Annotated in this window: 26 protein-coding genes and 2 tRNA genes; 15 read left to right on the plus strand and 13 right to left on the minus strand. The window is 44.5% G+C overall.

The window, feature by feature from the left end; all coding sequences use genetic code 11:
* The first annotated feature begins 40 nt into the window (after positions 1–40).
* Positions 41–1,120: a DNA/RNA non-specific endonuclease gene (locus tag AY607_RS11855; protein WP_064095018.1), complete on the plus strand. Its 1,080-nt coding sequence runs from the start codon at positions 41–43 to the stop codon at positions 1,118–1,120.
* 79 nt (positions 1,121–1,199) lie between these two features.
* Positions 1,200–1,445, plus strand: coding sequence for a hypothetical protein (locus AY607_RS11860; RefSeq protein ID WP_064095017.1), 246 nt, complete (start codon positions 1,200–1,202; stop codon positions 1,443–1,445).
* Between the two features lie 98 nt (positions 1,446–1,543).
* Here AY607_RS11860 and aqpZ read toward each other — a convergent pair whose 3' ends face one another.
* Together aqpZ and AY607_RS11870 are read right to left on the minus strand one after the other, a co-directional pair.
* Positions 1,544–2,233: an aquaporin Z gene (gene aqpZ, locus AY607_RS11865; protein ID WP_064095016.1), complete on the minus strand. Its 690-nt coding sequence runs from the start codon at positions 2,231–2,233 to the stop codon at positions 1,544–1,546.
* Between the two features lie 104 nt (positions 2,234–2,337).
* Positions 2,338–3,348, minus strand: a complete 1,011-nt coding sequence (locus tag AY607_RS11870) for an AraC family transcriptional regulator (protein WP_064095015.1) — start codon at positions 3,346–3,348, stop codon at positions 2,338–2,340.
* A gap of 108 nt (positions 3,349–3,456) precedes the next feature.
* On the opposite strand from AY607_RS11870, the gene AY607_RS11875 reads away from it, so the two are divergent.
* Positions 3,457–4,080, plus strand: a complete 624-nt coding sequence (locus tag AY607_RS11875) for a sterol desaturase family protein (RefSeq protein WP_064102630.1) — start codon at positions 3,457–3,459, stop codon at positions 4,078–4,080.
* A gap of 319 nt (positions 4,081–4,399) precedes the next feature.
* On the opposite strand, the gene hisF is transcribed toward AY607_RS11875, so the two are convergent.
* On the minus strand, positions 4,400–5,158 hold the full coding sequence (gene hisF, locus AY607_RS11880) for an imidazole glycerol phosphate synthase subunit HisF (RefSeq protein ID WP_064095013.1): 759 nt from the start codon (positions 5,156–5,158) through the stop codon (positions 4,400–4,402).
* A 113-nt stretch (positions 5,159–5,271) separates the two neighbouring features.
* Between hisF and AY607_RS11885 the strand changes: the two genes are divergently transcribed.
* Genes AY607_RS11885 through AY607_RS11895 form a run of 3 tightly spaced genes read left to right on the plus strand, consistent with a single transcriptional unit; the run spans position 5,272 to position 7,290 of the window.
* Positions 5,272–6,219 (plus strand): homoserine kinase, encoded by a 948-nt coding sequence (locus AY607_RS11885; protein WP_064095012.1) that lies wholly within the window; start codon positions 5,272–5,274, stop codon positions 6,217–6,219.
* Positions 6,220–6,246: 27 nt separating this feature from the next.
* Positions 6,247–6,873 (plus strand): DUF1294 domain-containing protein, encoded by a 627-nt coding sequence (locus tag AY607_RS11890; RefSeq protein WP_064102631.1) that lies wholly within the window; start codon positions 6,247–6,249, stop codon positions 6,871–6,873.
* Positions 6,874–6,894: 21 nt separating this feature from the next.
* Positions 6,895–7,290, plus strand: coding sequence for a DUF4870 family protein (locus AY607_RS11895; protein WP_064102632.1), 396 nt, complete (start codon positions 6,895–6,897; stop codon positions 7,288–7,290).
* A 56-nt stretch (positions 7,291–7,346) separates the two neighbouring features.
* Here AY607_RS11895 and AY607_RS11900 read toward each other — a convergent pair whose 3' ends face one another.
* The 6 genes from AY607_RS11900 to hisB form a co-directional block, all read right to left on the minus strand.
* Entirely contained in the window at positions 7,347–8,276 is a 930-nt protein-coding gene (locus AY607_RS11900) for a DMT family transporter (RefSeq protein WP_064095009.1), read from the minus strand.
* A 65-nt stretch (positions 8,277–8,341) separates the two neighbouring features.
* The gene (gene hisA, locus AY607_RS11905) at positions 8,342–9,076 is read right to left on the minus strand and encodes a 1-(5-phosphoribosyl)-5-[(5-phosphoribosylamino)methylideneamino]imidazole-4-carboxamide isomerase (protein WP_004729237.1); all 735 of its coding nucleotides are present in this window, start codon (positions 9,074–9,076) and stop codon (positions 8,342–8,344) included.
* A 340-nt stretch (positions 9,077–9,416) separates the two neighbouring features.
* Positions 9,417–10,076, minus strand: a complete 660-nt coding sequence (locus AY607_RS11910; protein WP_064095008.1) for a 3'-5' exonuclease — start codon at positions 10,074–10,076, stop codon at positions 9,417–9,419.
* A gap of 103 nt (positions 10,077–10,179) precedes the next feature.
* Positions 10,180–10,713: a DUF805 domain-containing protein gene (locus AY607_RS11915; RefSeq protein WP_064102633.1), complete on the minus strand. Its 534-nt coding sequence runs from the start codon at positions 10,711–10,713 to the stop codon at positions 10,180–10,182.
* Between the two features lie 167 nt (positions 10,714–10,880).
* The gene (hisH, locus tag AY607_RS11920; protein WP_005250416.1) at positions 10,881–11,498 is read right to left on the minus strand and encodes an imidazole glycerol phosphate synthase subunit HisH; all 618 of its coding nucleotides are present in this window, start codon (positions 11,496–11,498) and stop codon (positions 10,881–10,883) included.
* Complete coding sequence (gene hisB, locus AY607_RS11925; RefSeq protein WP_005095198.1) at positions 11,498–12,091, minus strand: imidazoleglycerol-phosphate dehydratase HisB; 594 nt, start codon at positions 12,089–12,091, stop codon at positions 11,498–11,500. Before hisB ends, hisH begins: the two co-directional genes overlap by 1 nt.
* Positions 12,092–12,187: 96 nt before the next feature.
* Between hisB and AY607_RS11930 the strand changes: the two genes are divergently transcribed.
* The 6 genes from AY607_RS11930 (at position 12,188) to tehB (ending at position 15,860) form a co-directional block, all read left to right on the plus strand.
* Entirely contained in the window at positions 12,188–12,565 is a 378-nt protein-coding gene (locus AY607_RS11930) for a GNAT family N-acetyltransferase (protein WP_064095005.1), read from the plus strand.
* A 204-nt stretch (positions 12,566–12,769) separates the two neighbouring features.
* A tRNA-Phe gene (locus AY607_RS11935) sits at positions 12,770–12,845 on the plus strand.
* Between the two features lie 137 nt (positions 12,846–12,982).
* Positions 12,983–13,058: transfer RNA gene (locus tag AY607_RS11940), tRNA-Phe, on the plus strand.
* 221 nt (positions 13,059–13,279) lie between these two features.
* Positions 13,280–13,786 carry a hypothetical protein gene (locus AY607_RS11945; protein WP_064095004.1) on the plus strand — a complete coding sequence of 169 codons (507 nt, stop codon included), beginning with the start codon at positions 13,280–13,282 and terminating at the stop codon, positions 13,784–13,786.
* Between the two features lie 218 nt (positions 13,787–14,004).
* A complete protein-coding gene (locus tag AY607_RS11950) occupies positions 14,005–14,754 on the plus strand; it encodes a hypothetical protein (protein ID WP_064102634.1) in 750 nt (249 codons plus the stop codon).
* A 239-nt stretch (positions 14,755–14,993) separates the two neighbouring features.
* On the plus strand, positions 14,994–15,860 hold the full coding sequence (tehB, locus tag AY607_RS11955) for an SAM-dependent methyltransferase TehB (RefSeq protein ID WP_064102635.1): 867 nt from the start codon (positions 14,994–14,996) through the stop codon (positions 15,858–15,860).
* A gap of 94 nt (positions 15,861–15,954) precedes the next feature.
* Here the strand turns inward: tehB and AY607_RS11960 are convergent, their stop codons facing one another.
* Positions 15,955–16,335 (minus strand): hypothetical protein, encoded by a 381-nt coding sequence (locus tag AY607_RS11960; protein WP_064102636.1) that lies wholly within the window; start codon positions 16,333–16,335, stop codon positions 15,955–15,957.
* Positions 16,336–16,564: 229 nt separating this feature from the next.
* Between AY607_RS11960 and AY607_RS11965 the strand changes: the two genes are divergently transcribed.
* Complete coding sequence (locus AY607_RS11965; protein ID WP_081408816.1) at positions 16,565–18,139, plus strand: SIR2 family protein; 1,575 nt, start codon at positions 16,565–16,567, stop codon at positions 18,137–18,139.
* Positions 18,140–18,170: 31 nt separating this feature from the next.
* On the opposite strand, the gene fadA is transcribed toward AY607_RS11965, so the two are convergent.
* Entirely contained in the window at positions 18,171–19,343 is a 1,173-nt protein-coding gene (fadA, locus tag AY607_RS11970; protein WP_064095000.1) for an acetyl-CoA C-acyltransferase FadA, read from the minus strand.
* A 12-nt stretch (positions 19,344–19,355) separates the two neighbouring features.
* Positions 19,356–21,506, minus strand: a complete 2,151-nt coding sequence (fadB, locus tag AY607_RS11975) for a fatty acid oxidation complex subunit alpha FadB (RefSeq protein WP_064102638.1) — start codon at positions 21,504–21,506, stop codon at positions 19,356–19,358.
* A gap of 586 nt (positions 21,507–22,092) precedes the next feature.
* On the opposite strand from fadB, the gene AY607_RS11980 reads away from it, so the two are divergent.
* Positions 22,093–22,509 (plus strand): PH domain-containing protein, encoded by a 417-nt coding sequence (locus AY607_RS11980; RefSeq protein ID WP_064102639.1) that lies wholly within the window; start codon positions 22,093–22,095, stop codon positions 22,507–22,509.
* Positions 22,510–22,523: 14 nt separating this feature from the next.
* Here AY607_RS11980 and AY607_RS11985 read toward each other — a convergent pair whose 3' ends face one another.
* Entirely contained in the window at positions 22,524–23,585 is a 1,062-nt protein-coding gene (locus tag AY607_RS11985) for an AAA family ATPase (RefSeq protein ID WP_064102640.1), read from the minus strand.
* A gap of 225 nt (positions 23,586–23,810) precedes the next feature.
* Here AY607_RS11985 and uvrC point away from each other — a divergent pair, with 225 nt between their 5' ends.
* Complete coding sequence (gene uvrC / locus AY607_RS11990) at positions 23,811–25,610, plus strand: excinuclease ABC subunit UvrC (protein WP_064094996.1); 1,800 nt, start codon at positions 23,811–23,813, stop codon at positions 25,608–25,610.
* Positions 25,611–25,678: the final 68 nt, after the last annotated feature.

Raw genomic sequence — 25,678 nt, forward strand, 5'->3', positions numbered from 1 at the left:
TCAATTAAAGTCGGTGTTGATCTAAAAAGTACGTGTAAGAATGGCCAAGAAGCAGCGTAAATCCAAAAATTCATTTTTTCAGTTTTTAAATGATAATAGTATTAAAGTCATTCTGGGTGTAGTGGCTTCGAGCAGCTTCGCCATCGCTTTTGGTCAAGAAAAAATCAGTCAATGGGTATCACTGTCATCCTCTACCGATTCTGCCTGCCTGAACCAGTTTTACCGTGATGTACCCCCTTACCTGATGAGAGAGAGCCTGAAAAAAGACAGTTATTCACTGTGTTTTAATGGCTTTAATGTAGAGTATTCCGGAGTATCCAAGACCCCGCTCTGGGTGGCAGAAGCTTTAACGCCGGCACGCTTAAGCAAGAAAATTCCTCGTGAAGACAGTTTTCATGAAGAAGAGCGGGTTAGTGCGAAACATCGTGCCACATTGGCGGATTATCGCGGGTCGGGCTATGACCGGGGGCATATGGCACCCAATGCTGACATGCCGACTAAAGCGGCACAGTTTGACAGTTTTTCCTTGGCCAATATGGTGCCGCAGGCGCCCAAGAACAATCAGCAGGTCTGGCGTGAGCTGGAAGAGGCTACCCGTGCGATTGTGACCAAGCAAAAGCAGGATGTCTATGTCATCACCGGTCCGGTATTTGCAGGGAAAAAACTCAAAACCATCGGCAATGGTGTAATCGTGCCGACTGCGGTCTATAAAGCAGTTTATATGCCGAAAACCGGTGCCATTGGTGCCTACTATGCTCCGAATGATAATTCACTCAAAGTACGTATAGTCAGTGTCTGTTATCTGGAAGAACAGTTGGGAATTAACCTGTTCCCGCAGCTCACTGAAGAGCAGAAGCGCAATACTTATCGCCTGCCATTGACAGCCAAGGCAGTAAAAGCCAACCAGAAAATTGAATATTCGAACTGGGATGCGGAAAGCCAGTGTGCCGAAGACGTTTCCAAAGAAAACCTGCAGGCGCTGCAACGCCAGTTCAAATTTGCCTCAAGCGGCTCGACCTCACCTGCAGCTGGCAGTGCGATGGATAGCGCAACGCAAGATACTATCGTGAAACAGCTGATTGATGCCTTATTGCAATATATTTTGCAGCTGTTGAAATAAGTTTGCTGAAAAAACCGGAATTCAGGTAGCATCGATATCACAGCTTGATTAGAAAATAACAAAGACAGGTGAAAAGGATATGTTTAAAGCATTTGAAAATGGCAACGAATCCCATGCCATTCATGATCTGACTTTGGAAAATGATCTGGACTGCGTCAGCCTGTATGGTAACTTGCAGATCACCAAGGATCAGCAGGGGCTGAAAGTGGCCAAAGCCTTGCAGGCTTTTATCGATGATGTCGTGCAGCAGCTCGAGAACACACCTGACCTGCCAGAAAAAATTCAGCGTAATGACCTGGATGAAATTGAAAATCCATTTTTATAAAACGTGCAGCTCTGTTTTTCTGCACGTTCTAAGGGAAACATGCAGAAAATGAACTTATAAATTAGGTAGAGATTTTTATATCTCTATCCCTGCAAGCACTAGTTTTTCTTTTCCAGCAGGGTCTTGTAAATCAATGCGCCAATAATGCCGCCAACTATCGGGGCAACCCAGAATAACCACAATTGACTCAATGCTGCAGTCTGTGCAAAAAGTGCTACACCTGTACTACGCGCAGGATTGACCGAAGTATTGGTCACGGGAATACTGATAAGGTGAATCAGGGTCAGGGCAAGACCGATGGCAATTGGCGCAAAGCCAACAGGTGCACGACGATCAGTAACTCCCATAATTACAATCAGAAAGATTGCAGTCAGTATAATCTCGATGATTAATGCCGACCCCATAGAATAATGGGCGGGCGAGAGTTCAGCAAAACCATTGCTGGCAAAAGCACCGGTACCGGTAAATCCTAGCTGACCTTGTACAATCACATACAGTAACCAGGCGGCCAGAATTGCACCAATCACCTGTGAGACGATATAGGGAAGCAGCTGTTTAGCTTCAAAACGTCCACCTGCCCATAAGCCCACACTGATCGCAGGATTAAAGTGTGCTCCCGAGATATGACCGAGGGCATAAGCCCCGGTGAGTACGGTTAAACCAAATGCCAAGGCGACGCCAGCGAAACCAATTCCCAGTTCCGGAAAAGCCGCTGCTAATATCGCGCTGCCGCAACCACCGAAGACCAGCCAGAACGTACCGATCAATTCTGCAATATATTTATCCATAGTGTATTCCTTTATTGTTTTTATTTGCTTTTTTTAAATTTTATATCAGTAAGCTGCAATAGGGAGAGCAGATTGCTGCTGTCTTTATTCGTGCCTGTCAGGGTTCACGACATTGAGATGCTTTCTAATCGCCATTGTTGTGGCGTCAGCTTGGTCCACTGCTTGAATGCCCGCTGAAAGGCACTCTGTTCAGAATAACCGAGTAACATTGCGGTTTCTTGCAAGCTCAAGTGTGGATCTTTCAGGTATTGCATGGCCATCATGCAGCGGATTTCCTGCATCCGTTGCTGGTAGGTTTTGCCCTGTTTCTGCAAATGGCGCTGTAACTGACGCACTGAAAAATTCATCTGCTCGGCAATATGCTCAATCTGGAACAGGTTTTTTTGCAGGCCAATCAGAATCGCCTGTTGCAGTTGCTGATCAATCAGGGTGGAGTGCGGGAATTTTTCTAACAGTGCATTGGCCTGTTGCATCAACAGTTTCTGCAAGGTCTGGTCGCCCTGTTTCAGTGGCATGGAAAGTTCACTTACATGTACCAATACCTGATTTTTAGCTTGGGAAAAACGGACCTTACAGCGGAAATGCTGTTCATAAAGGGAAATTTTTTTGGGCATTGGATGCTGAAAATGTACTTCATATAACTGTACACCACGCGGATCCTGAACAATGGTCTTAATGAACTCGGTCATCAGTGCAATGGCGATTTCATCGGTCAATTGGGTATTCAAATTAAAAGGGACTTCGGCCCAGCCAATCGACACATAATCACCTTCCCACTGCAGCTGGAGTGGACCGCCATCATAGATCAGGCGATGATAATCATGATAGCGCATGAACGCCTCCCCCAAGGTTTCACTTGAGAGGGTCAGATAGCCAATGATCCCGAGATGTTTGACTTCTACCAGTTGGGCTATTTCCAGACCCAGAGCAGGTCGTTGCAGCTGTTGATCAAGTGTTGTTAACAGCTCACGCCACAGGACGAAATCGAAGCATTCGAGGTTTTGAATGGCCAATAATTTCTTAGGGACCTCAAGCTGTTTCAACTGATAATAGTCCAAAAGCAAATGTCCTAAACCCCCGTATACCGAGCCTACGTAGTCTTTTAGAACCAGCATTTTTAATTCTTTTATTTTGTCGTATTTTGTCAATCATATTGAATATTTTGGTCAATATCTAGTCCTTTATTTAGCCTATATTCAAAATAGACCAAGAGGTAAAAGATCATGTGGAAAGGTTTTCTGGTAGGACTCGTCGTTGCAAATGGGTTTGAATGGTTTGCGCATAAGTATGTATTGCATGGTGTTCACCGGCCAGGACAGAGCCGCTATAGTCTGGTGCCGGAAAGTATGCGCTCCCATTGGGAACATCACCGGGTTGTGCGCAAAACGAAATTTTCCGATTTCGGTTATGTAGAAGGACTGGATAACTGGCGTACCCGTAATGAAATAGCTTCACTTGCAGTGGTCGCAACCGTTTTTGGACTCAGTTTTTATCCTTTTTCCAAAGGCATGACACTGGCCGCCCTATATAGTGCAGGCAACTATTATTATTTACATCGCCGGGCTCATCTGGAACCGGAATGGGCCAAAAAGAAATTGCCCTGGCATTATGATCATCATATGAATAGCAATCAGGATGCCAACTGGTGTGTCACCAAGCCCTGGTTTGACTATCTGTTCGGTACCCGGGTGATTTCCTCGGCAGATTTGCAGGAGCAGAACCCTTTGGGTTTGATTTTACCTGCACCGATCTCGAAAAAACTGAACAGCTGGGCAGAGCAATATTTTCCGGTTAAATGGGCTGATGCCTCTAATAAAATGCTGCAAAAGACTACAAAAATACGGTAATAAAGCAGCTAAATACAGAGTCGGCAGACTAAAACTGGCCATTGTCGTGATTTGTCAATAAAAGGCAATTGTAGTGTCAATATTGTAGAGCTGATTTCACTTATATTTGCTCATGTCGGTGAGCAAAAGCCTCCTACTGATATGTTTCTGGGTGTAATGAGTTATTTTGAATACCAAGTGCTGTAGTCTTATCTTGGTTTTATAAGGAGTCGTAAGACTCTTTTTTTTTGTCTTGTATTCGTCTGTCTGCTTGAGTCCACGCATAAAAAAAAGAGTGTTTATAAAAACACTCTTTAATCAAATCATCATCTGAAATGTCTTAAAGACGCATTTCAATCCCTTGGGCTGCCATATAGGCTTTGGCTTCCGGAATGGTATGCTGGCCAAAATGGAAAATTGAAGCGGCCAGTACCGCATCGGCACCACCATGAATAATGCCGTCTGCCAAATGCTGTAAATTACCTACACCACCAGAAGCAATAGTAGGAACCGTGACGCAGTCATTGATGGCACGCATCAGGGCAATATCATAACCGGCTTTGGTGCCATCAGCATCCATCGAGGTAATCAGCAATTCGCCAGCGCCGTAACTGGTCATTTTCACCGCCCATTCAATCGCATCAATCCCGGTTTCCTTACGGCCACCGTGGGTGAAAATTTCCCATTTATGGTCACCGGTTTTTTTGGCATCGATCGCCACAACGATACATTGTGCGCCAAAGCGTTGAGAGGCTTCCTGCACAAACTCGGGATTATAAATGGCTGCCGAGTTAATGCTGACTTTATCTGCGCCGGCATTGAGCAATAAACGGATATCTTCGACTTTACGGACACCACCCCCGACAGTCAGAGGCACGAATACAGATTCGGCCATACGTTCCACGGTACGGTAAGTCGTGTCGCGTCCATGATGTGTAGCGGTAATATCAAGGAATGTAATTTCATCGGCACCTTGTTCATTATATCGGCGCGCCACTTCGACCGGGTCGCCCGCATCACGAATATCAAGGAACTGGACACCCTTGACCACGCGGCCGTTATCCACGTCCAGACAAGGAATAATACGTTTAGCTAGCATAAATTTTTCCAATTATTACAGCCGATTATGAAACTCACCCACGCAAGCGCTACACCTTGGCAGATGGAAACGGTATTCTAGCAAAATTATGTAAGTTTTTTCGCAGGTTTTCTATGTCGGTTTATACCACTTTGACTTTAAAGGAAGTTCAGGATTTTGCAGCGCCTTATGGTTTAAAGGCGATTGATCTGATTCCCATTCAAGGCGGTATTCAAAATACCAACTATTTTTTAGTCTGCGAAGACCAGCAATATGTGCTGACCGTATTTGAAGATATGGATGAACAGGCAGCAGGCGAACTGGTTCCGGTTCTGGAACATCTGGGGCAGGCTGGGTTGGCTGTTCCGGTGCCTTTATCGCATTCAGGCAAAGCGATTCACAGTATTAAAGATAAACCGGCACAAATTGCACCGCGCCTGATGGGTGAACATCCGATGCCATCTACCATCGGACAAGTTGAAGCGATTGCAGTGGCTCAGGCGAAAATGCACGTGGCGTTACAAGACTTTAAACTGCAACGTAATTTCGTACGTGATCATGCATATTGGCTGGCAGTGTCTCAAGAGATCAAACCAAGCTTGAGTCCGGCAGATAAAGTCTTGCTGGGTAAACTGTTAGGTTTATATGAGGCTTTAACGGCGGTATATCCGGACCGTCCACGCGGTTTTATTCATTCAGATCTGTTCCGTGACAATACTTTATTTGAAGGCGATCAGCTGAATGGTATTCTGGATTTTTATGAGTTGAATCAAGATGAATTCCTGTTTGACATCGCGATTACGTTAAATGATTTCTGTACTGAATATCCTGACGTGGTCCTTAATAAAGAAAAGGCCAATGCCTTTTTAAAAGCGTATGAAACCGTTCGTCCCTTAACTGAGGATGAAAAATCCTGTCTGGAACTTTATCTGGCCATGGCGGCTGGGCGTTTCTGGATGATGCGCCTGCAGGTGGCACAGCGTAATGCAGCACTGGGTCGGAATGGCGAAGATATTTTGCAAAAAAATCCGGACGAAATGCGTAATATGCTGATTGAACGCTTAAAATTCGTCACTGCTTAAACAATCAGATTAAAAAGGATAGGGGATATGCGCGATCAGGGACGCTTAGTGGAATGGTTTGATGAACAGGGCTATGGTTTCATTCAGCCCAGTGACCCCGCCAAAGATCGCGTATTTCTGCATATCAAGGATTTTGCCAAGCCTGGCCCACGTCCAATCGTGGGCTGTGCGCTGGATTATCTGGTCGTTCTAGATGAACGTGGACGTTATCGCGCGCAGCAGGTGATGTACCTCAAAGCATCGCAAAGCAAAGGTCTGCAAGCCAAACTCAAGCCGTCCAAGCCGCAGCAGACACAGAAATTACAACCCATGCAAATTGCCTGTGTGGGTTATCTTCTGTTTCTGGTCGTTCTGACGCTGGCGGGTTTACTCAGTGGACTGGTCTTATTGCTGGTCAGCCTGATGAATGCACTCAGCTACTGGCTTTACGCACAAGACAAGGAAGCAGCACAGCTGGGTAATCGCCGTATTCCGGAAAATACCCTGCATCTGGTGGCCTTCTTGGGCGGCTGGCCGGCAGCCTGGCTGGCACAGCAGAAATTACGCCATAAAACACAAAAACAACCTTTCCGGCAGATATATTTTTGTACCATAGGCTTTAACATCATTTTGATTCTATGGCTGATTTCCCCATTCAATAGCTTAAATATCTAGGGGAAAATACGAGGAGGGGATGTGAACTATTCCATTGATAAAGACCCAAACCGCACACTGACTTTTGCATTATACATTTTATATATCGTGGCCATTTTTAGTGCTGGCCTGCTGGCTGTCGTGGCCCTCATCATTAACTATGTAAAACGGCGCGATGTACGTGGTTCCATCTTTGAAAGCCACTTTACCTGGCAGATCCGCAGTTTCTGGTGGTATCTGTTCTGGAATATTATTGCTTTTGTTCCCTTCCTGTTCCTGTTCTTTACTCATGAAGATCCCGATCTATTTGCCGGCGTAACCTTTAGTGCTTCCGCTTTCTGTTTGATTGTCATTTTTGTTTCCTGGATCTGGATTGTCTATCGGGCGATCCGCGGTATCATGCGTTTAAATGACAACAAGCCGATGTATAACAAATAATTTTAGCCGTATTTCCCCAGAGAAAAAATCCCCCTTTTAAGGGGGATTTAGTGGAATTAAGAAAGATCTTGCTTTAATTCTTCTGTTGGTTCTTTTCTTAAAAACTTTGGTTTCCATTCACTGACAATCACGCCAAGCACCACCATCAATCCACCGACTAGCGCGAGCGCAGGTAGACGTTCTCCGGCCAGACGACCAAACAGGGCTGCCCATACCGGTTCGCCGGCATAGATAATCGCTGCCTGCGAAGGATTGACCATGCGCTGCGCCCAGTTCATCACCAGTTGAATCAAGGCACTGGCAATACCTAAACCGACTAAAATTCCTGCCAGATGCCAGTGAAATTCGGGTAGCTGAGATTCACCTAAAACGGGTGCGATCATAAAACAGAACAATGATGCAAAAATCAGTTGCAGCACTGTAACCCGGCGTACATTGACCCGTTCAGCAAAATGGCTGATGAAAATAATCTCCAGTGCAATTGCAATCGAACCAAGCAACGTCAGGGTTTGCCCGAAACTGAGCTGAATTGCAGCAAAGCCATTGCCTGTCAAAAATACCAGACCGGTAAAGGCAAACAGCGCTCCGATCCAGGTCATCACCTGTGGTTTTTTAGCAAACAATAGCCAGAGCAGGATCGGGACCAGCGGCACATACAAGGCGGTTAAAAAAGCCGATTCACTGCTGCTAATGGTCTGTAAACCCACTGTTTGGGTGCCATAACCAATGGAAATCATAAATCCAATCACCGCGCCGGCGAACGCCTCTTTCAGGTTCATGCCTTTTAGCGACTTCAGTGAAATCAGGGTGACGGCAAGCGCTGCTGCAGCAAAGCGCAGACCGACAAATATCATCGGACTGCTAAAATTCAGCCCGTATTGCACAGTAATAAAACTGCCTCCCCAGATAATGGTGATCAGGATCAGGGCGAGTTGCGGCGCTTTCACCATCCAGCCGGAGTGATTTTTGGAAATAAGTGTAGACATGCGAGGAGATCAGAAAAATAAAAAATAAAAAAGAGGTCCGAAGACCTCTTTTACAGCAGGCTTAATTATAGCGCTTGTTGCTCATCTAGCAATAACTGTGCTTCACGTAAACTTAAGGTACCTTCGTAAATTGCACGACCGGTAATTGCGCCTAAAATACCCGGTTGGTCTTTCAGGTTACGTACGTCATCCAGATTGGTCACGCCACCTGAAGCAATCACAGGCAGGCCTGAATATTGTGCCAGGTTTACGGTCTGTTCAATGTTTACACCCTGCATCATGCCATCACGCGCGATATCCGTATAGACAATGCTCGATACGCCAGCATCGGCAAAACGTTTCGCCAGGTCAGTGGCTTTAACATCAGTCACATTGGCCCAGCCATCTGTTGCCACCATGCCATTCATGGCATCAATACCCACAATAATGTGGCCAGCAAACTTTTGACAGGCTTCTTCAACAAATTCAGGGTCCTGAACTGCTTTGGTGCCAATAATCACAAAAGAAACACCAGCTTGCAGATAATGCTCGATGGTTTCCAGAGAACGGATACCACCACCAATCTGGATCGGCAAGTCAGGCTGGGATTTGACAATGGCTTCAACCACTGGCTTATGGATTGGCGTACCTGCGAAAGCACCGTTTAAATCTACCAGATGCAAGCGGCGAGCGCCTTCATTTACCCAATGCTGTGCTGTTGCGACCGGATCGTCTGAAAATACGGTATCGTCTTCCATACGACCTTGTTTTAAACGGACACATTTGCCATCTTTCAGGTCAATTGCAGGAATGATCAGCATGCTTTCGCTCCTTGCTCAATCTTTAGAATGAATTTCAGTGGCTTCATCTTAGCAAATAAAGTCGAAATTTCTAACTCTTAAACGGTATGAATAAAGAAAACCTGTACACAGACAGGTAGGAGTTAGGTAATTTATTTTAATGGCATTAATGAGTCTGCGAGTGAATGGAGATCAGATCTTTATAGTAGGTCGCGTATCGAACTGAGCATCAGTCAAAATGGTAAAAAGACATTGCTGTTGAAACTCCGTTTCCGACCTTGCTCATCCTAGCTTTCATTCGTATATCAAGCAATATCGAAGTCATCCTTGTCATGCCAGACGCAATACGTGGCTCAAGTGCTTAAGCCGTCGATGAGGGGCGGATTCTCAATTTCAGTGACGTATTGGGAATCTCTTTGGGTAAAAGGCCCCGCCGCAACAATTCTTCAAATACCAGCATGGGCGCATAGGCATCTGCTGCTGCATAATCAATTTGTGCCGGGCTGAGCTTCTTGCTGGCCCAGTTCGAGGTACTAATCCGTTTGGATTTAGGAAAATTTACTTGAAATAGCAAAGCCATGGCATTTTTTAATCCGACCGGATTATTGAAGCCAAAAGCTTTAAAACATTTGGACAGTTCGACCACGCTGTTGAGTTCAATGCCTTTTTTACGGAACAGGTGCGCATCATTTTTCAGGCCAAAACCAACCTTGATCTGGTCTCGACTGGCAAAGATCGGTTTAAGAAAATCCCAGATCGAATCATTCATTTGAAATAAATAGGCTTTATCTAAAGTGGCCAGCTGAATCAGATGTGGCCCAGTGGAGACTTCACCGACTTTAAAGGTGGGCTTGGATTCAGAATCGAAACCCAGGACTGCACAGCTTTTTAGCTCCTGTTCAAGGGCATGACACTGTTCCAGACGATTAATCACCTGAATCTGTTGCATCGGAAGATTTTTAAATACAGGAAAGGTCTGAATTTGTTCCTTGCTTGGTAAAGTATCCAGCAGCTGTTGCATAAGCTTCAATCATTAAATGAATGGGTTCAGCTTAATCACTTTTCCTGTTCTAGGCAAAAATAAAGCCCATCCTTCATGGGCTTTATGCAAAATTTAAACAGGATTAATCAGTGTGATGACTACTCTGTTCCATCTGCACCTGTTGAGCCTGAGTCACATAGTCTTGATATGCCGGAAGCGCAATCGCAGCCAGAATAGCTAAAGGGAAAATTAAAAAATAAAGCCAGCCTAAAACCTTTTCCCATGTTCGGGTGCTGCGTCGAGGGCCATATTGGTTGGAACGGTCATCCCCTTTGGCAAAAATTAAGTAAAGGATAAAAATCAGATTGACCAGCGGAATGAGGATAAGTAAGGATAACCATCCTGTGTGATTACGGTCATGTAGACGGCGAATAGTAAAAACAAAACTAAAATAAAGCATGACCAAGTAAGCGAGTCCGATGAGAACAGTTACAACCATGGATGAGCCTGCCAAGGCAGAGCTATCCATAAATAGGCCAGGTGAAAAAGCTGCAATCATCCCAATGATGATCAGGAGCGAAAAGGTCATTAGCATGTTCCAGCCGAGATAAGACAAGCGGCCAAAACGATCATTTGGGCTTAAAGCTGATCCATTGCTTGGATAGTGTGGATTCATTATTGTATTTCCCCTGAATTTAATTATTTTTAAATATAATGAGTTACTTCAAAATAATAACAATTTTAATGACTAAAAAATAGTCAGAATTCTGGCAGTGAACTAATCTAAATGAATAAAAAAAGCCCGCAGATGCGAGCTTTTTAGAAACTTTAAAAATCCTGAGATTAGATCTTCCAATCCACAAAGTTTTTCAATAACTGTAAACCGGCGGTATGGCTCTTTTCCGGATGGAACTGGGTCGCAAACAGGTTTTCTTTATGAATTGCGGTACAGAACTCAATGCCATAGGTACAAGTCGCTGCCACCAGGTCTGAATCTTGTGGTTCTACATAGTAACTGTGCACAAAGTAAAAACGCGCGTCCTGTTCGATATTGTTCCACATCGGATGATCAGGATCGGCCTGATGCACCTGGTTCCAGCCCATATGTGGCACTTTTAAGCCCGCCATTTCCGGAAAATGCTTAACCGCACCTTCGAAAATACCCAGTGCATCGGTACCACCATTCTCTTCAGAATGTTGCATCAAGGCTTGCATACCCACACAAATGGCCAATACCGGCTTGTTAAATACGGCATTGCGTACCACTTCATCAATCCCGGCTTCGTGCATACCTTGCATGCAGTCACGCATCGCGCCTACGCCCGGAAAAACAATCTTGTCAGCTTGTGCAATCAGTTTAGGATCATTGGTCACATCTACTGTAGCACCGACATGTTCTAATGCTTTTGCCGCAGAGTGCAAATTTCCCATGCCATAATCAAGAAGGGCAATACGGGTCATTACAGCGTACCTTTGGTTGAAGCTACCGTATTGGCAGCACGTGGATCGACTTCACAGGCCATACGTAGCGCACGCGCAAATGCTTTAAATACGCTTTCGATCTGGTGATGGCTGTTTTTGCCCTTCAGGTTGTCGATATGCACGGTCATCAGCGAGTGGTTCACAAAGCCCTGGAAGAATTCAGAGAACAGGTCTACATCAAAACGGCCGATCATGGCACGGGTAAATGGAATATCCATAAACAGGCCCGGACGACCCGACAGATCGACCACGACACGGCTTAAAGATTCATCAAGTGGCGCATAGAAATGACCATAGCGTTTCAGGCCTTTTTTATCACCCAGTGCTTGCGCGAAAGCCTGACCCAGCGTAATACCGCAGTCTTCTACGGTATGATGGTCGTCAATTTCTAGATCGCCCTCACAATGAATATCAATATCAAACAGGCCATGCCGCTTGATTTGATCAATCATATGATCTAAAAAGGGAATACCCGTGTTTAAGGTGCCTTGACCAGTACCGTCGAGATTCAAACGAACTCGAATTTTGGTTTCGTTGGTATTTCTTACCACTTCACTGATACGATCTGTCATAGACACGTTCCTCAAATACGTCAAAATGATTGATGTAGAAAATATTTTCGCCGTGACGAAGTCACCGCATATTAGATTGCTCAGGAGGGTTTATCAATGCCTATCACCGTACATGCTTATACTTCTTTAGAAAATGACGAAGTGCGCAGCCAGCTTGAGCGACTGTATGACACGAGCCCGGAATTTAGCGACGGGTCAGATGCCATGGAACAACTAGAGCAAAACCTTGCACAGTATACCTCAGTTTATAGCGCAGAATTTAATAGCAAAATTATTGGGGCAATCTGGTGCACCGGACAGGGCGAAAGCCGGATTCTGGAAAATATCGTGGTGCATCCGGCTAACCGTGGTCGGGGTGTGGCAGAAAGGCTGGTGAGTGAGGTCTGTCGCATGGAAGAAGACAAAGGCGTGAAAAATTTTGTACCGGGCTGTGGGGCCATTCATCGTTGTCTGGCCAATCTGGAAAAGATCTAAAGATAGAGCAGTCAGAAGCAGCCTTAAGGCTACTTTTTTATGTAAGCAAGCGTCTAGATCTGTTTTAATTGCTAAGGTCTTTGGTAAAAACTGTTTGAATTATGACTCAAATTTACCGGAGTTGATGGAAAAGTAAACATTTGATGAAAATTATTCTCTCCGCTCTTGACGATTTATAATGGAGACTGTTTAATACGCGACATCGGCGTGATAGCTCAGTAGGTAGAGCAACGGATTGAAAATCCGTGTGTCCCCAGTTCGATCCTGGGTCTCGCCACCATATTTTAAAACGATTTAAAAGTTTTCAATCCCTGATCCCATCAGGGATTTTTTTTAGGACAAAAATCAGTCACTCAAATATTTTTTTCATAATTTTGATTGACTAATGAAGCCAGATACGGCTTAATACACCGCATCGGCGTGATAGCTCAGTAGGTAGAGCAACGGATTGAAAATCCGTGTGTCCCCAGTTCGATCCTGGGTCTCGCCACCATATTCAAAAAAATCCTCAAACCATGTTTGGGGATTTTTTTTGTCCGGACTAAAGTCATATCAAGATTTTTCTTAATTTTTCAGTCTTTTTAATTCCTTCTTTTTTTAGTTTAAGCTGTTTTTATTCGTCATTTACCGTTTATCAAACTTAACAATAGGCGCTGGTATTATTTGTAAGCTTTCAGTCAGATGCTTTCCCTTTTCCAAACGAGGGTGAATATGATGAATCTCCTGAAACCCATAATACGAAGCCTGATAGCCACCTGTATGGCTTTGACTTTACCGTTATTAGGTCATGCTGGCTCTACGAGTGAATCTGATTCCGTGATACTGCCTATGCTTACCGTAATGGCAGAACCTGAACTGCGTGCGGTGATTGAAGTTGTGCCTTACCAAGAAGATGCAGCTCAACAACAGGCCTTGCAAATGCGCCTGATGGAAATTGAACGTGATATCCAGTCTTATAGCGTCGATGCTGATTTTGTCGCAAATATTGATGTCATGCGTGCACCTGCTCCTCCAGATCTGGACAGCCTGCCTGTGATCTTCCAAGAATATGTGCTGGCTGTAGCACAGGGCTTATTGTCTTCAGATCCACGAAATGGGCTGTATGTGGTGTTGCAACCTTTTGGTATTAATCGCGATGCCACCACCGTCCAGATTGCCCGTGAGCAGTTTAATTCCTACCGGAACCAGCTTAATCTTTCACTGCCATCTCCTTCCAGGTAAGCCGTGCCCGGCATTGGACTTTACTAGTTGCGGGCTTGTGTAGCAGCAACTAAAGATCAAAAACAAGCAGGAAGTTGAAATAAATTTCCTGCCAAATCGGTGTTTTATCTTCATAGTTAAATATTGCTGGAAAAATTGAACATCTTGAATTGTGTCTAAAAAATAAGCATAGTGGATAGAAGTCTACAAGATCTGACGGATAGAACTGGAGCGTGTACATGCCGCGTGTTTTTATGATTTTAGCTGCTGTGACACTGGCAATTTTTATTGGGCTGTTTTATCAGCATTCTGTCCAGCAAAAACATCAGGCCGAGCTGCTGGAATATGAAACAGTACTAGAAGAAAAAACTGAAAGTATTGCACAGCAGGCACAGGACTGGTCTAAACCGATTCAGATCGAGCTGGAAGATGACCGTCTGGAGGGCGACTATGCCATTATGGCCGAATTTATGCTGGGGCAATTGCGTGACAGTGCCGAGGAACGTAACCAGTATCTACGGGATCTAAAAGCGGCCAACTGGCAGAATTTTCTGGATATTAACCGCTTGGCCAAGGACCAGACCCAAGATTATAAAGAAACTGAAGCCATGCTTAAGCAAGTCCATCAAATTATGGACAGCTATCAGCAGAAAATCCAGCAACGTGATGCTGAGCTGATCGACAAGGCACAGCAACTGGATATTAAAAACCGTTATCGCCAGCAACTGACCCAGAATCTGAAAGATAGTCAGCAAAATAGTAATGCGCATGTCATTTTCGAAATCGAAAAACAGAATTTAGCCAAGGCAGATGCTTTATTTGCAGTCTTAAAAAAGTATAAATGGCAAAAGAAAAATAACATGTTTATGTTCTATGACGATAAAGCGGTGAAAGAGTTTAATGCGCTGTACAAGGAAATTCTGGACCTGAACAAGCAGATGCAACAAGTCGCGAGCGCTAACCAGAAAGCAGTAGAAAACAAGTTATGACCTGTCTTGGATGGCTGGCCAGATTACAGTCATCCACTGCTCAACACAGGTTGCTGAATGGAAGCTGTCAAATCCAGGCAGCTTTTTTATTTTCTGGATAGTCCTCATCTTGCTATTGTATGGATACAGCATACATAAGCATGATTTTAATTCCGGCATGAACAGTCTATGCTCGAAAGTAACAGCCGCTGCTTAAACAATAAAAGGCGGCATATGGGTTAAGAGGAGGGAAGTCAATCATGCAAGAACTGAAATGTTATAAGGAGTTTCCGGTCTGGACACAGCAGAGTATTCCTCAGGGTTTCAAAAATAAGCACAATACCAAAGCAGGCACCTGGGCAAAACTGACCATCTTAAAAGGTAAGGTACATTTTGCCATGCTGGACCAATCTGGCGAGGTGCAATCCGAGCATGTGTTTACTCCAGAGCAGCAACCGCCATTTATTGAGCCTGAGGTATGGCACAAAATTGTCTCTGCCAGTGAGGATGCCGAATGCCAGCTGCGTTTTTATTGCCGGCCTGATGATTATTTCAGCAAGAAATATCATTTGAATCCTACCCATTCTGAAGTATTGGCCGCCATGCCCTATTTAAAGGGTGGTCGTGCCCTGGATATCGGCTGTGGTACAGGACGTAATGCGCTTTATTTAAGCCAGAACGGCTTTAAAGTCGATGCCTGGGATGTCAACGAAAACAGTTTGCAAACCTTAAGACAAATTGTGCAGACGGAGCAGATTGAACATGTTCAGGCGCAGCGCCGCGATCTCAACACGGATACCAGCATTACAGGCCAATATGACTTTATCTACTGTACTGTAGTGATGATGTTCCTTGAGGCAACAACCATTCCGCCGCTGATTGCACAAATGCAGCAGGCGACAGTTCCGGGTGGTTATAACCTGATTGTCTGTGCCATGGATACAGACGATATTCCGGCACAGCCAGACTTTCCATTTAGTTTTAAACCAGGTCAGTTAAGCGAGCTGTACGAAGGGTGGAAGCTGATCAAATACAATGAGAATATTGGCGAACTGCATCGGGTGGATGAACAGGGTCTGCGAATTAAGCAGCACTTTGCCACCATGCTAGCGCAAAAGGTTGAATAGAAGATTGAGGATTTTTTTAAATTCCTGAATTTAAATTAAATCATCCAAAATAAAAAAGATGTCAGCCTGACATCTTTTTTATGCTTAAAAAATACTAAGCCGCTTTTTTAAACCAAGAGAACCAGCCTTTTTTCTCAGCTTTTGCTTCTGCTTTTTCAGCAGTCGCGTCTTTGGTTTCTACTGCTTCAGTTTTGGCAGCTTCAACGTGTTGTTCTGCTGTAGCTTGAGCTGTTTCTACTTGAGTTGTCGCTTCTGTTTTTACTGCTTCAGCTTTAGTTTCAGCCGCTTGTTGAGTTGCAGCAACAGTCGCTTGAGCAGTTGCAACTTTTGCTTGTACAGGTGCAGTAGTTTCTTTAGCAACAGTTTGGGTTGTTTTAGTTACAACAGTTGCTGGTGTAACTTGAGCTTCAGTTGCCATTGCAGATGCAGAAGTCGCTACGATTGCAGTTGCGATCATTGTTTTAAGCATGTTCATATAAACCCTTTTAAGGAAATAGAAAAAAAAGAGGCTTGATCATACGCATATAAAATTTAAGTAATTCATAAATAAGTTTTAAATGATTGAGAAATAAACCAATTTTACAAATAAATAACATTTATAAAAATTAAACATAATTTGGCTATAGAGGTGTTCTGATGGAAAAATAAACTAACTACCATTACTATAATCATTTAAATACATATTTTATAATTTGGGGTCTTTTTTGGATATTACGGAAAGTTTAAAAGAAATAATTAAAGAAAGTCCAACAGCTCCATTTCTTTTTATAGGCTCAGGATTCTCAAGACGTTATCTAGGCTTAGAAGATTGGAAAGGTTTACTAAGTCGATTTGGATCGAATTTACCTTCAGGATTTATCCGTTATATCAGTGAAAGTAACGGTGATCTAGCATTGGCAGCGGAAAAAATGGCAGAGCCATATTCTGATTATTGGTGGTCACTACCTGATTCACACATAATATCTAGTCAGGCGGATTGGTATGCTCATATATCTTCTCCATTAAGATATGATATTTGTAATTATCTAAAATCATTAGATATTCATAAGAAAGAACTACTAGATGAATTAAATATTCTTACATCAAAGAAAACGATTATTGATGGAATTATTACGACAAATTGGGATTTACTTTTAGAGCATCTCTTTGAAGAAGAAAATTATAAAGTTTATGTAGGTCAAGGAAATTTGCTGTTTTCAAATCCTCAAAAAATAGCTGAAATTTATAAAATTCATGGATGTTGTACAGATCCAAAATCACTAGTTTTAACAAAAAATGATTATGAGGATTTTCATAAAAAGAATAGATATTTAGCAGCAAAGCTTCTCTCAATATTTTTAGAACATCCAATTATATTCATTGGTTATTCTATGAATGATGAAAATATAAGATCTATTTTATGTTCTATCTCAGAAATGATGTCAAATGATGAACATAGAGCTAAATTAGCAAATAATCTGATTTTTATTAGTTGGGAAAAGGGAGGAGAGGATTCTATTTCTAAAACACACTTTAGTTTTGTAGATAATATAAGTATTCCTATAACAGAAATTAGAACTAATAATTTTTCGAAAGTTTATTTAGCTCTACAAGGTAATGAACGTCAAATCCCTGCTTATATATTGCGTATTTTTAGAGAGCAATTTTATGAAATAGTTCAAGGTGCGGCACCAGATAAAAAATTATACTGTGCTACAAATGTTGAAGAAATCATGCAGGGAACAAATAAAATTGAGTTTGTTGCAGGTTTTGGTGTTGCTCAACAAGGATATAGTGAAGTTGGCTTAAAAGGTGTTAATTTCAAAATGATTCTATCGGATGCTATATATGGAGATATTGAGTTTGATAGAGCACAAATTTTAAATAATACACTTCCAGATATTTGCAAGTCAGCAGTTTATGTACCTATTCAAAGATTTATTAAAGCTGACCCAAATTATAAGCCTTTTAAAAATGCGCCTGAGAATTTTAAAAATTTATTTAATTTTAATGAAAGAACATTTATTTCTAAGATAGCTAATGGCTATAGAAAATCATATAGAGCGAAGAACCTTTCTTCATTAAGTATTCTTGAATTAATTAAAAATACTCAGTTTAGCGATTCAATTCGTGCTGACTATTTAGGTCAATATATTGTTGATAATAGCTCAGAGGAGAATCTAAGAATTTTATTAGATTATCTAAAAGAAAAATTCGAAGAAAGCTGGAATAATTCTAACTATAAGCGTTTAGTTTGTATTTATGATTGCTTAGTCAATAAAAAAGAAACCCCGCACTAAGCGGGGTTTCTTTTATCGAGGTATTTAAAAATTAAACACGTTCGATCACTGTTGCAATACCTTGGCCAAGGCCGATACACATCGTCGCAAGACCGATTTGCGTATCTTGTTGTTCCATTACGTTTAACAACGTTGTTGTGATACGCGCACCAGAACAACCCAATGGGTGACCCAATGCAATCGCGCCACCGTTTAAGTTTACGATGTCTTGCTTGTCATACAGACCTAAACCTTTAAGAACAGACAAGCCTTGTGCCGCAAATGCTTCGTTTAACTCAACCGTTTGCATGTCTTCAATTTTAAGACCAGCACGTTTAAGTGCTTTGTGTGTTGCTGGAACCGGACCGTAACCCATGATCGCAGCATCACAACCTGCAACTGCCATAGAGCGAATCACAGCACGTGGTTTAAGACCTAAAGCTTGAGCACGTTCAGCAGACATCAGCAGCATGGCAGATGCACCGTCAGACAAGGCTGAAGAGGTTGCTGCAGTCACTGTACCGCCTTTCGGATCAAAGACTGGGCGTAAAGCACGGAAGGTTTCGATATTGGCATCCGGACGGATCACTTCATCGATATCACACAGCATTTTGTAGCCATCTGCATTGTGACCTTCAATACCAACAATCTCGTTCTCGAACAGACCATTTTCAGTCGCAGCCCAGGCACGGCGGTGAGATTCCACACCAAACGCATCCTGTTCTTCACGGGTAATGCCGTTCATACGACCCAGCATTTCAGCAGTCAGACCCATCATGTTCGACGCCTTAGCATAATGCTTAGACGCTTCAGGGTTCAGGTCGATACCGTGCATCATGCCAACATGGCCCATGTGCTCAACACCACCGATGATGAAGATATCACCCTGGTTCGTCGCAATTTGCGCAGCTGCAGTGTGAATCGCCTGCATAGACGAACCACAAAGACGGTTTACCGTTTGACCTGCAACAGTCTTCGGCAAGTCTGCCAGTAATGCGATATTACGGGCAATATTCATACCTTGTTCTAGGGTTTGGTTCACACAGCCCCAGATGACGTCTTCAACTTCATTCGGGTCGAATTCGTTACGTACCAACAGGGCACGGACAAGCTCAGCAGACATTGAGTCGGCACGTACATTGCGGAACATGCCGTTTTTGGATTTACCCATTGCTGAACGCACGCCATCAACGATGACAACGTCACGTGGATTTAAAGTAGCCATTCACGTTGCTCCTTAACCGTAGAATTTTTTGTTGTTAGCAGCCATTTCACGCAACATTTCTGGCGCTTCATAAGCTTTACCAAGGTGTGCATATTTATTGCAAAGTGCCACATACTCAGCTACACCGGTTTGATCGATGTAACGGCATGGACCACCACGGAATGGAGGGAAACCAACACCCATGATCATTGCCATATCTGCTTCAGCAGGTGTTGCCACGATATTGTCTTCCAGGCAGCGAACAGTTTCATTACAGAAAGCCAGCATCATGCGGTCAATGATTTCCTGAGCGTCAAACTCACGTTTTTCCGCAGTTGCAACAGATGCCACAAGCTCATATGCAGTTGGATCAACCACTTTGGCTTTTTTGCCTTTACGGTCAAGTTCATACTTGTAGAAACCAACGTCGTTCTTCTGACCAAGACGGTTGTTTTCATACATCACCTGGATCGAACCTTTGTAATCAGGTTTCATGCGATCCGGGAAGCCTTCAGCCATGACTTCTGCACCATGCACGCCCGTGTCGATACCGACCACGTCCATCAGGTAGGCAGGACCCATAGGCCAGCCGAATTTTTCCATTACCTTGTCGATTTGCTGGAAGTCAGCACCATCTTTAAGTAACAGGTCAAATGCACCGAAGTAAGGGAACAATACGCGATTCACCAGGAAGCCCGGGCAGTCATTGACCACGATTGGCGTTTTACCCATTTTCTGTGCAAGCACAACAGTCGTTGCAATCGCTTCAGCAGAAGTTTTCTCGCCACGAATTACTTCAACCAGTGGCATCATGTGTACCGGGTTAAAGAAGTGCATGCCCACGAAGTTTTCAGGACGTTCCAGATTTTCAGCCAGACGCGTGATTGAAATCGTCGAGGTGTTAGACGCAATAATAGTGTTGTCACGTACTTTAGATTCAGTTTCTTTCAGTACGATGCCTTTGACTTTCGGGTTCTCAGTCACTGCTTCGATCACGATGTCAACTTCTTTAAACTCGTCATAGCTTAAAGTAGGACGGATGCGAGCAAGGGTTTCACCCATTTGTGCCGGTTTCATTTTCTTGCGTTCAACCTGCTTGGTCAGCAGTTTGTTCGCTTCAGACATACCCAAGGCAAGTTGCGGGTTACCGATGTCTTTCATGATGATCGGCGTGCCTTTGCTTGCTGCCTGGTAAGCAATACCGCCACCCATGATACCTGCGCCGAGAACGGCCGCCTGGTTCACTGGATGTGCACCTTGTTCATATTTCTTGGAAGTTTTCTTCACTACCTGGTCATTCAGGAACAAACCGATTAATGCACCTGCCTGTGGTGTGACTGCGGCTTTAGCAAAACCTTCAGCTTCAGCTTTTAGCGCGTCATCACGATGCAGGCTAGCACCCGCCTGTAATGAATCCAGCAGTAATTTTGGCGCAGGATATTGAGCCGGGTTGGCTTTGGCCAGCACCATACCTTTAGATGAATTAAACACCATCATCTGTTCGATCGGGCTCAGTCTAACCGGATCAAGTTTTTCCTGACGCTTGTTTTGCCAGTCTAAACGGCCATGAATCGCCTGTTTTACCAGGTCAATCGCAGCATCTTTTAGCTTGTCAGCAGATACGACAGCATCGACTGCGCCATCTTTCAATGCAGCAGCAGGTTTTTTAGGATTGGCCATTGCCATCCATTCTACCGCATTGTCGATACCGATCAGACGGCTTAAACGTACTGTACCACCGAAGCCCGGGAAGATACCCAGCTTGATTTCAGGCAGGCCTACTTGCGCTTGTTCTGACATGACACGGTAGTCACATACCAGGCACATTTCGAAACCGCCACCCAGTGCCATGCCATTAATGGCCGCCACTTTAGGAATGTCGAGGTCTTCGAAGCTGTTAAAAATTTCATGTACTGGCATTGCCCAGTCAACAATCGCTTGTTCACCCTGAGCAAAGTTGTCGCCGAATTCAGTGATATCAGCACCTACAATAAATGTAGATTTACCTGAAGTAACGATTAAACCCTGAATGTCTGCTGCGGAAACTGCGTCAATCGCAGCCTTGAAATCTTCAATCGTTGCACGGTTGAATTTGTTAACGGACTCACCTTGTAAGTCAAAGCGGAATTCTGCAATCCCGTCCTCAAGCATTTGGACGGTAATGGCATTGCCAGCGTGGATCATGCCCTGATCTCCTTTATTTTGGAGGACTTCTAAGTTGATGTTGTGAAGCAAGTGCGCATGTCCCGCGCACTTTTTGACTTCGCTAATCTTACGATAACTATATCCAAAAAGAACATAACAAGTTGTATCAAGCCGTGACGCAATGGTCATCAATTTCTGCCGGCTTGATCCGACCGGTTATAATTTTTCCTTTCAGTTTCTTATAGCCCGATGAACCAAAGATTCTGTTTCAATTCATTATTTTTCATCGATCAGCCTGACTGATATGGAGCAGAATGACTGATTTTCAAGGCAAGCATCTCGCTAAGCTGCGTCAATTCAGTCAATTTCAGTCTTGAGCACAGGATTTTTCTCGCCGAATCTGGCTGATTGCAGGGCTTTCAGGTAGTTGTCGAGATTTTTCTATCGGCACAAATAAAACTGCCGTATCTCATTTCTGGTTACGGGAATTTTCTGAAAGTAGCCAGGAAGATCACGGCTCGACCGATATCTGGATTGAAATAATTTTCATCCTTCCAGATCCAGGCCCTGTCATCTGTGCGGGAATTGTTTATGATGATCCTGCACCTAGATATGGGGGATATCGATGCACGTGTTTCGTTCTAAAAAAGACTGGTGGTTGCTGGCTTTTGTGATTTGTATGAGTGGCCTGCTGCTGCAACTGCTGTTGACCATGCAGGCCAAAGGGACCATGCAGCAGTATCCGCTGCATACTGCTGTGTATATTCTGACTATTATTATCCTGTGGTGGCCGCTGTGGAGTACGCGCTATGTGGTGGACAATGGGGTATTGACTATAAAAAGCCTGTGGTTGAGCTGGAAGATTCCGTTAAGTGCAATCCAATCCATTCAGCCCACCGAGCACTCTATTATTGCACCAGCCTTGTCTTTAAAGCGTCTGCGGATTGACTATACGGATGCGGGCATGCAGAAATTTATATTGGTTTCACCCAAAAATCAGACTGCTTTTATGCAGGCCCTCCAGCCAAATAAAAGCGGATAGTGAGTCTACCTTGGTTAAGCTTTTGCCTGCTCAGGTACAACCACCAGCTGTGCATTGATACAGTCCAGGTGCAGGCTCAATTGCTCGGGCTGGTTTAAAAAATACAGCGCCAGAATTGGCTCCAGTTCGGTACGCATCTTGCGGCCCAAATGCCGGGCGCCGTAACGAATATCATGACCCTGATAGAAATAGGCTTTGGCTGCAGCGCTTAAATGCACGCTGCGTTGCTGATGTTGCAAGCGCTTGTTCAGTTTATCCAGTTCAATTTCGACCAGACGTGGCAGGGCATCATGCTGTACCGCCTGATAATGCAGGCTGCGGTCAATCCGGTTCAGAAATTCAGGGTCGAATTTACGCTGCATGACTTTTTCAATGATGCGCTGGGTGGGAACGCGCTTCAGACACAGTGCCTGCATTTTCTCAGGCAGATAGCTGAGTTTGTCCAGATATTGCTGCGCCGCCTGTGCCCCGACATTGCTGGTCATAAAGATCATGCAGTTGCGAAAATCGATAGTTTTAGTACCCGCTGTCAAGGTCAGCCGGCCAGTATCCAGCACGTTCATCAAGCCGCGAATCACTTCGTTACTGGCTTTTTCCAGTTCATCAAACAGCATGATGCCGGGCCGGGTATGACTGCCGGCAATCGCAGTTTCATCAAACAGGCTGTGACCTTCCTTGGAGCCGACATAACCCGGCGGTGCACCGGTCAAAGCCGCTGCATAATGTTCCTGTGCCAGAGTATTCATATCAATCCGGCAAAAGGCATCCGGGCGGCCATAGATCGCTTCGGCAATCAGACGTACGGTTTCAGTTTTACCGACGCCAGTAGGGCCCAGCATCAAGGTCACCGACAAAGGGCGATCCGGACTGGAAAAATCTGCCTTGACCACATGCAGCATTTTTTCAATTTCATTCAGGGCTGCATCCTGCCCAATAATCCGTTCACGTAGCAGCTGCATTACATTATTTGGCTCGAAATGAAAACGCGGTTTGCCAATCAGACGATCACGTTCAGACAGGTGATGGGTGGAAGTGGAGGGTTGAACAATATGAATGTCCGATTGCTGCATGGTCATGCGAATCATCTCAAAACTAGACTTTTTGAGCATAACAAAGTTAAAGGTTGAAATTTATAGCTTTTAACAATCAGTTTATGTCGTGAGGATTATAGATTGGGGGGATAACCCGACAGGAACTTTAAGATTAGGTGGCAGCTTCAGGGGAATTTTGTGTTTTTGCTTGAAAATGACGCAACAATCATCACATATATCTGCAGATTGTAGGTGAAAAATAGGCTTTAGGTGAACGAAAACGCACGCCCCCATATTGAAAAAATCCTGGCGAATATGACCAGCCTGCCCGGGGTCTACCGGATGTATGGCAAAGACGGCGAATTATTGTATGTGGGTAAAGCCAAAAACCTGAAAAACCGGGTCTCCAGCTATTTTGTCAAAACGCTGGATCATCCCAAAACCCAGGCCTTGGTGGCACGGATTTATGATATCCAGACCCTGGTGGTACGTTCTGAAACTGAAGCCTTGTTGCTGGAACAGAACCTGATCAAGCTGCATCATCCACCGTATAACATCATGCTGCGTGATGACAAATCTTATGTCTATATTTTTGTTTCGGCAGATAAACCCTATCCGCGTTTAGCCAGTGGACGTGGCAAGGGCAAGCACCAGGTGGGCAAGTTTTTTGGACCTTATCCGAGTGCTTATACGGCACGGGATACTCTGGTGGTGCTGCAAAAACTGTTCAATGTGCGTTCCTGTGAAAACAGTTTTTTTGCCAACCGGACCCGGCCATGTCTGCAATACCAGATCAAACGCTGCTCTGCGCCCTGTGTCGGATTTATTTCTCCGGAAGACTATAAGGCAGATGTCGATAACTCGATCCGCTTTTTGCAGGGTGATACCAAGGAGCTGAATCAGGAACTGATCGCAAAAATGGAAGCGGCCGCTGAAGCGCTGGAATTTGAAAAAGCGGTGTTCTATCGGGACCGGATGGCGCTGTTAAGAGAGGTACAGTCACAGCAGGCGATTTATAAGCTCAAAGGCGAAGCCGATATCCTGTCGATTGCTTATCAGGCCGGAGTGACCTGTGTGCAGATCATGCATGTGCGCAACGGTAAAATGCTGGGTGGGAAAAGTTATTTCCCGGATATGCTTAGTGATGACCTGGGGCAAATGCTGGCCGATTTTATTGCCAATTTTTATTTTCAGGTGGCAGATGAAATCCCGGCTGAACTGATTGTCAATCTGGAAGTGGCTGATCGTAAGGAACTGGAAGCAGCACTGTCGCAGCATTTTGGCAAGAAAATCCAGATCAAGTCTAAAGTCCGCGAAACCCGGGCCGAATGGCTGGAACTGGCGCAGATGAATGTACAGCACGCGATTCAGGGCAAGCTAGCCAATCATATAGAATTAAATGAGCGTTTTCATCAGCTGGAGCAGGTGGTCGGCCGTCCTGTAGACCGGATCGAGTGCTTCGATATTTCACATACCATGGGCGAAGATACCGTGGCGTCCTGTGTGGTCTTTGATAGTGGTGGCGCGCGCAAGCGCGATTATCGCCAGTTTTCCATTCAGGATATTCAGGCGGGCGATGATTATGCTGCCATGCGTCAGGCGCTGACCCGTCGTTATAAAAAAGCCCTGTTGCCAGACTTGCTGCTGATTGATGGTGGCAAGGGGCAATTGCACATGGCGATGGAAGTTATGCAGGAGCTGGGACTGGATGCTTTTATGGTTGGTGTGTCCAAAGGTGAGGGACGTAAGCCCGGTCTGGAAACCCTGCACTTTACCGATGGCAGTAAAATTCAATTACCGGAGGATCATAAGGCGCTGCATCTGATTCAGCAGGTGCGTGATGAAGCACACCGTTTTGCGATTACCAAGCACCGTGCCAAACGTGACAAGAAACGGGGTTCATCAGTGTTGGAAGTCATTCCGGGGCTGGGACCAAAACGCCGTCGTGACCTGCTGACTCATTTTGGCGGAATTCAAGGGGTGCTGAAAGCCTCAGAAAAAGATCTGCAAATGGTGCCGGGACTGGGTTCAGTCATGGCCAGAATGATTTATAAAGTACTGCATGAATGACGCGTGACTTAAATGCAAGGGCCAAAGTGCGCATTGACGCTTGGGTCACGTGACATTCACAACCTGAT

The sequence above is a fragment of the Acinetobacter sp. SFA genome (genome assembly GCF_001647535.1).
GTDB classification, from domain to species: domain Bacteria; phylum Pseudomonadota; class Gammaproteobacteria; order Pseudomonadales; family Moraxellaceae; genus Acinetobacter; species Acinetobacter pecorum.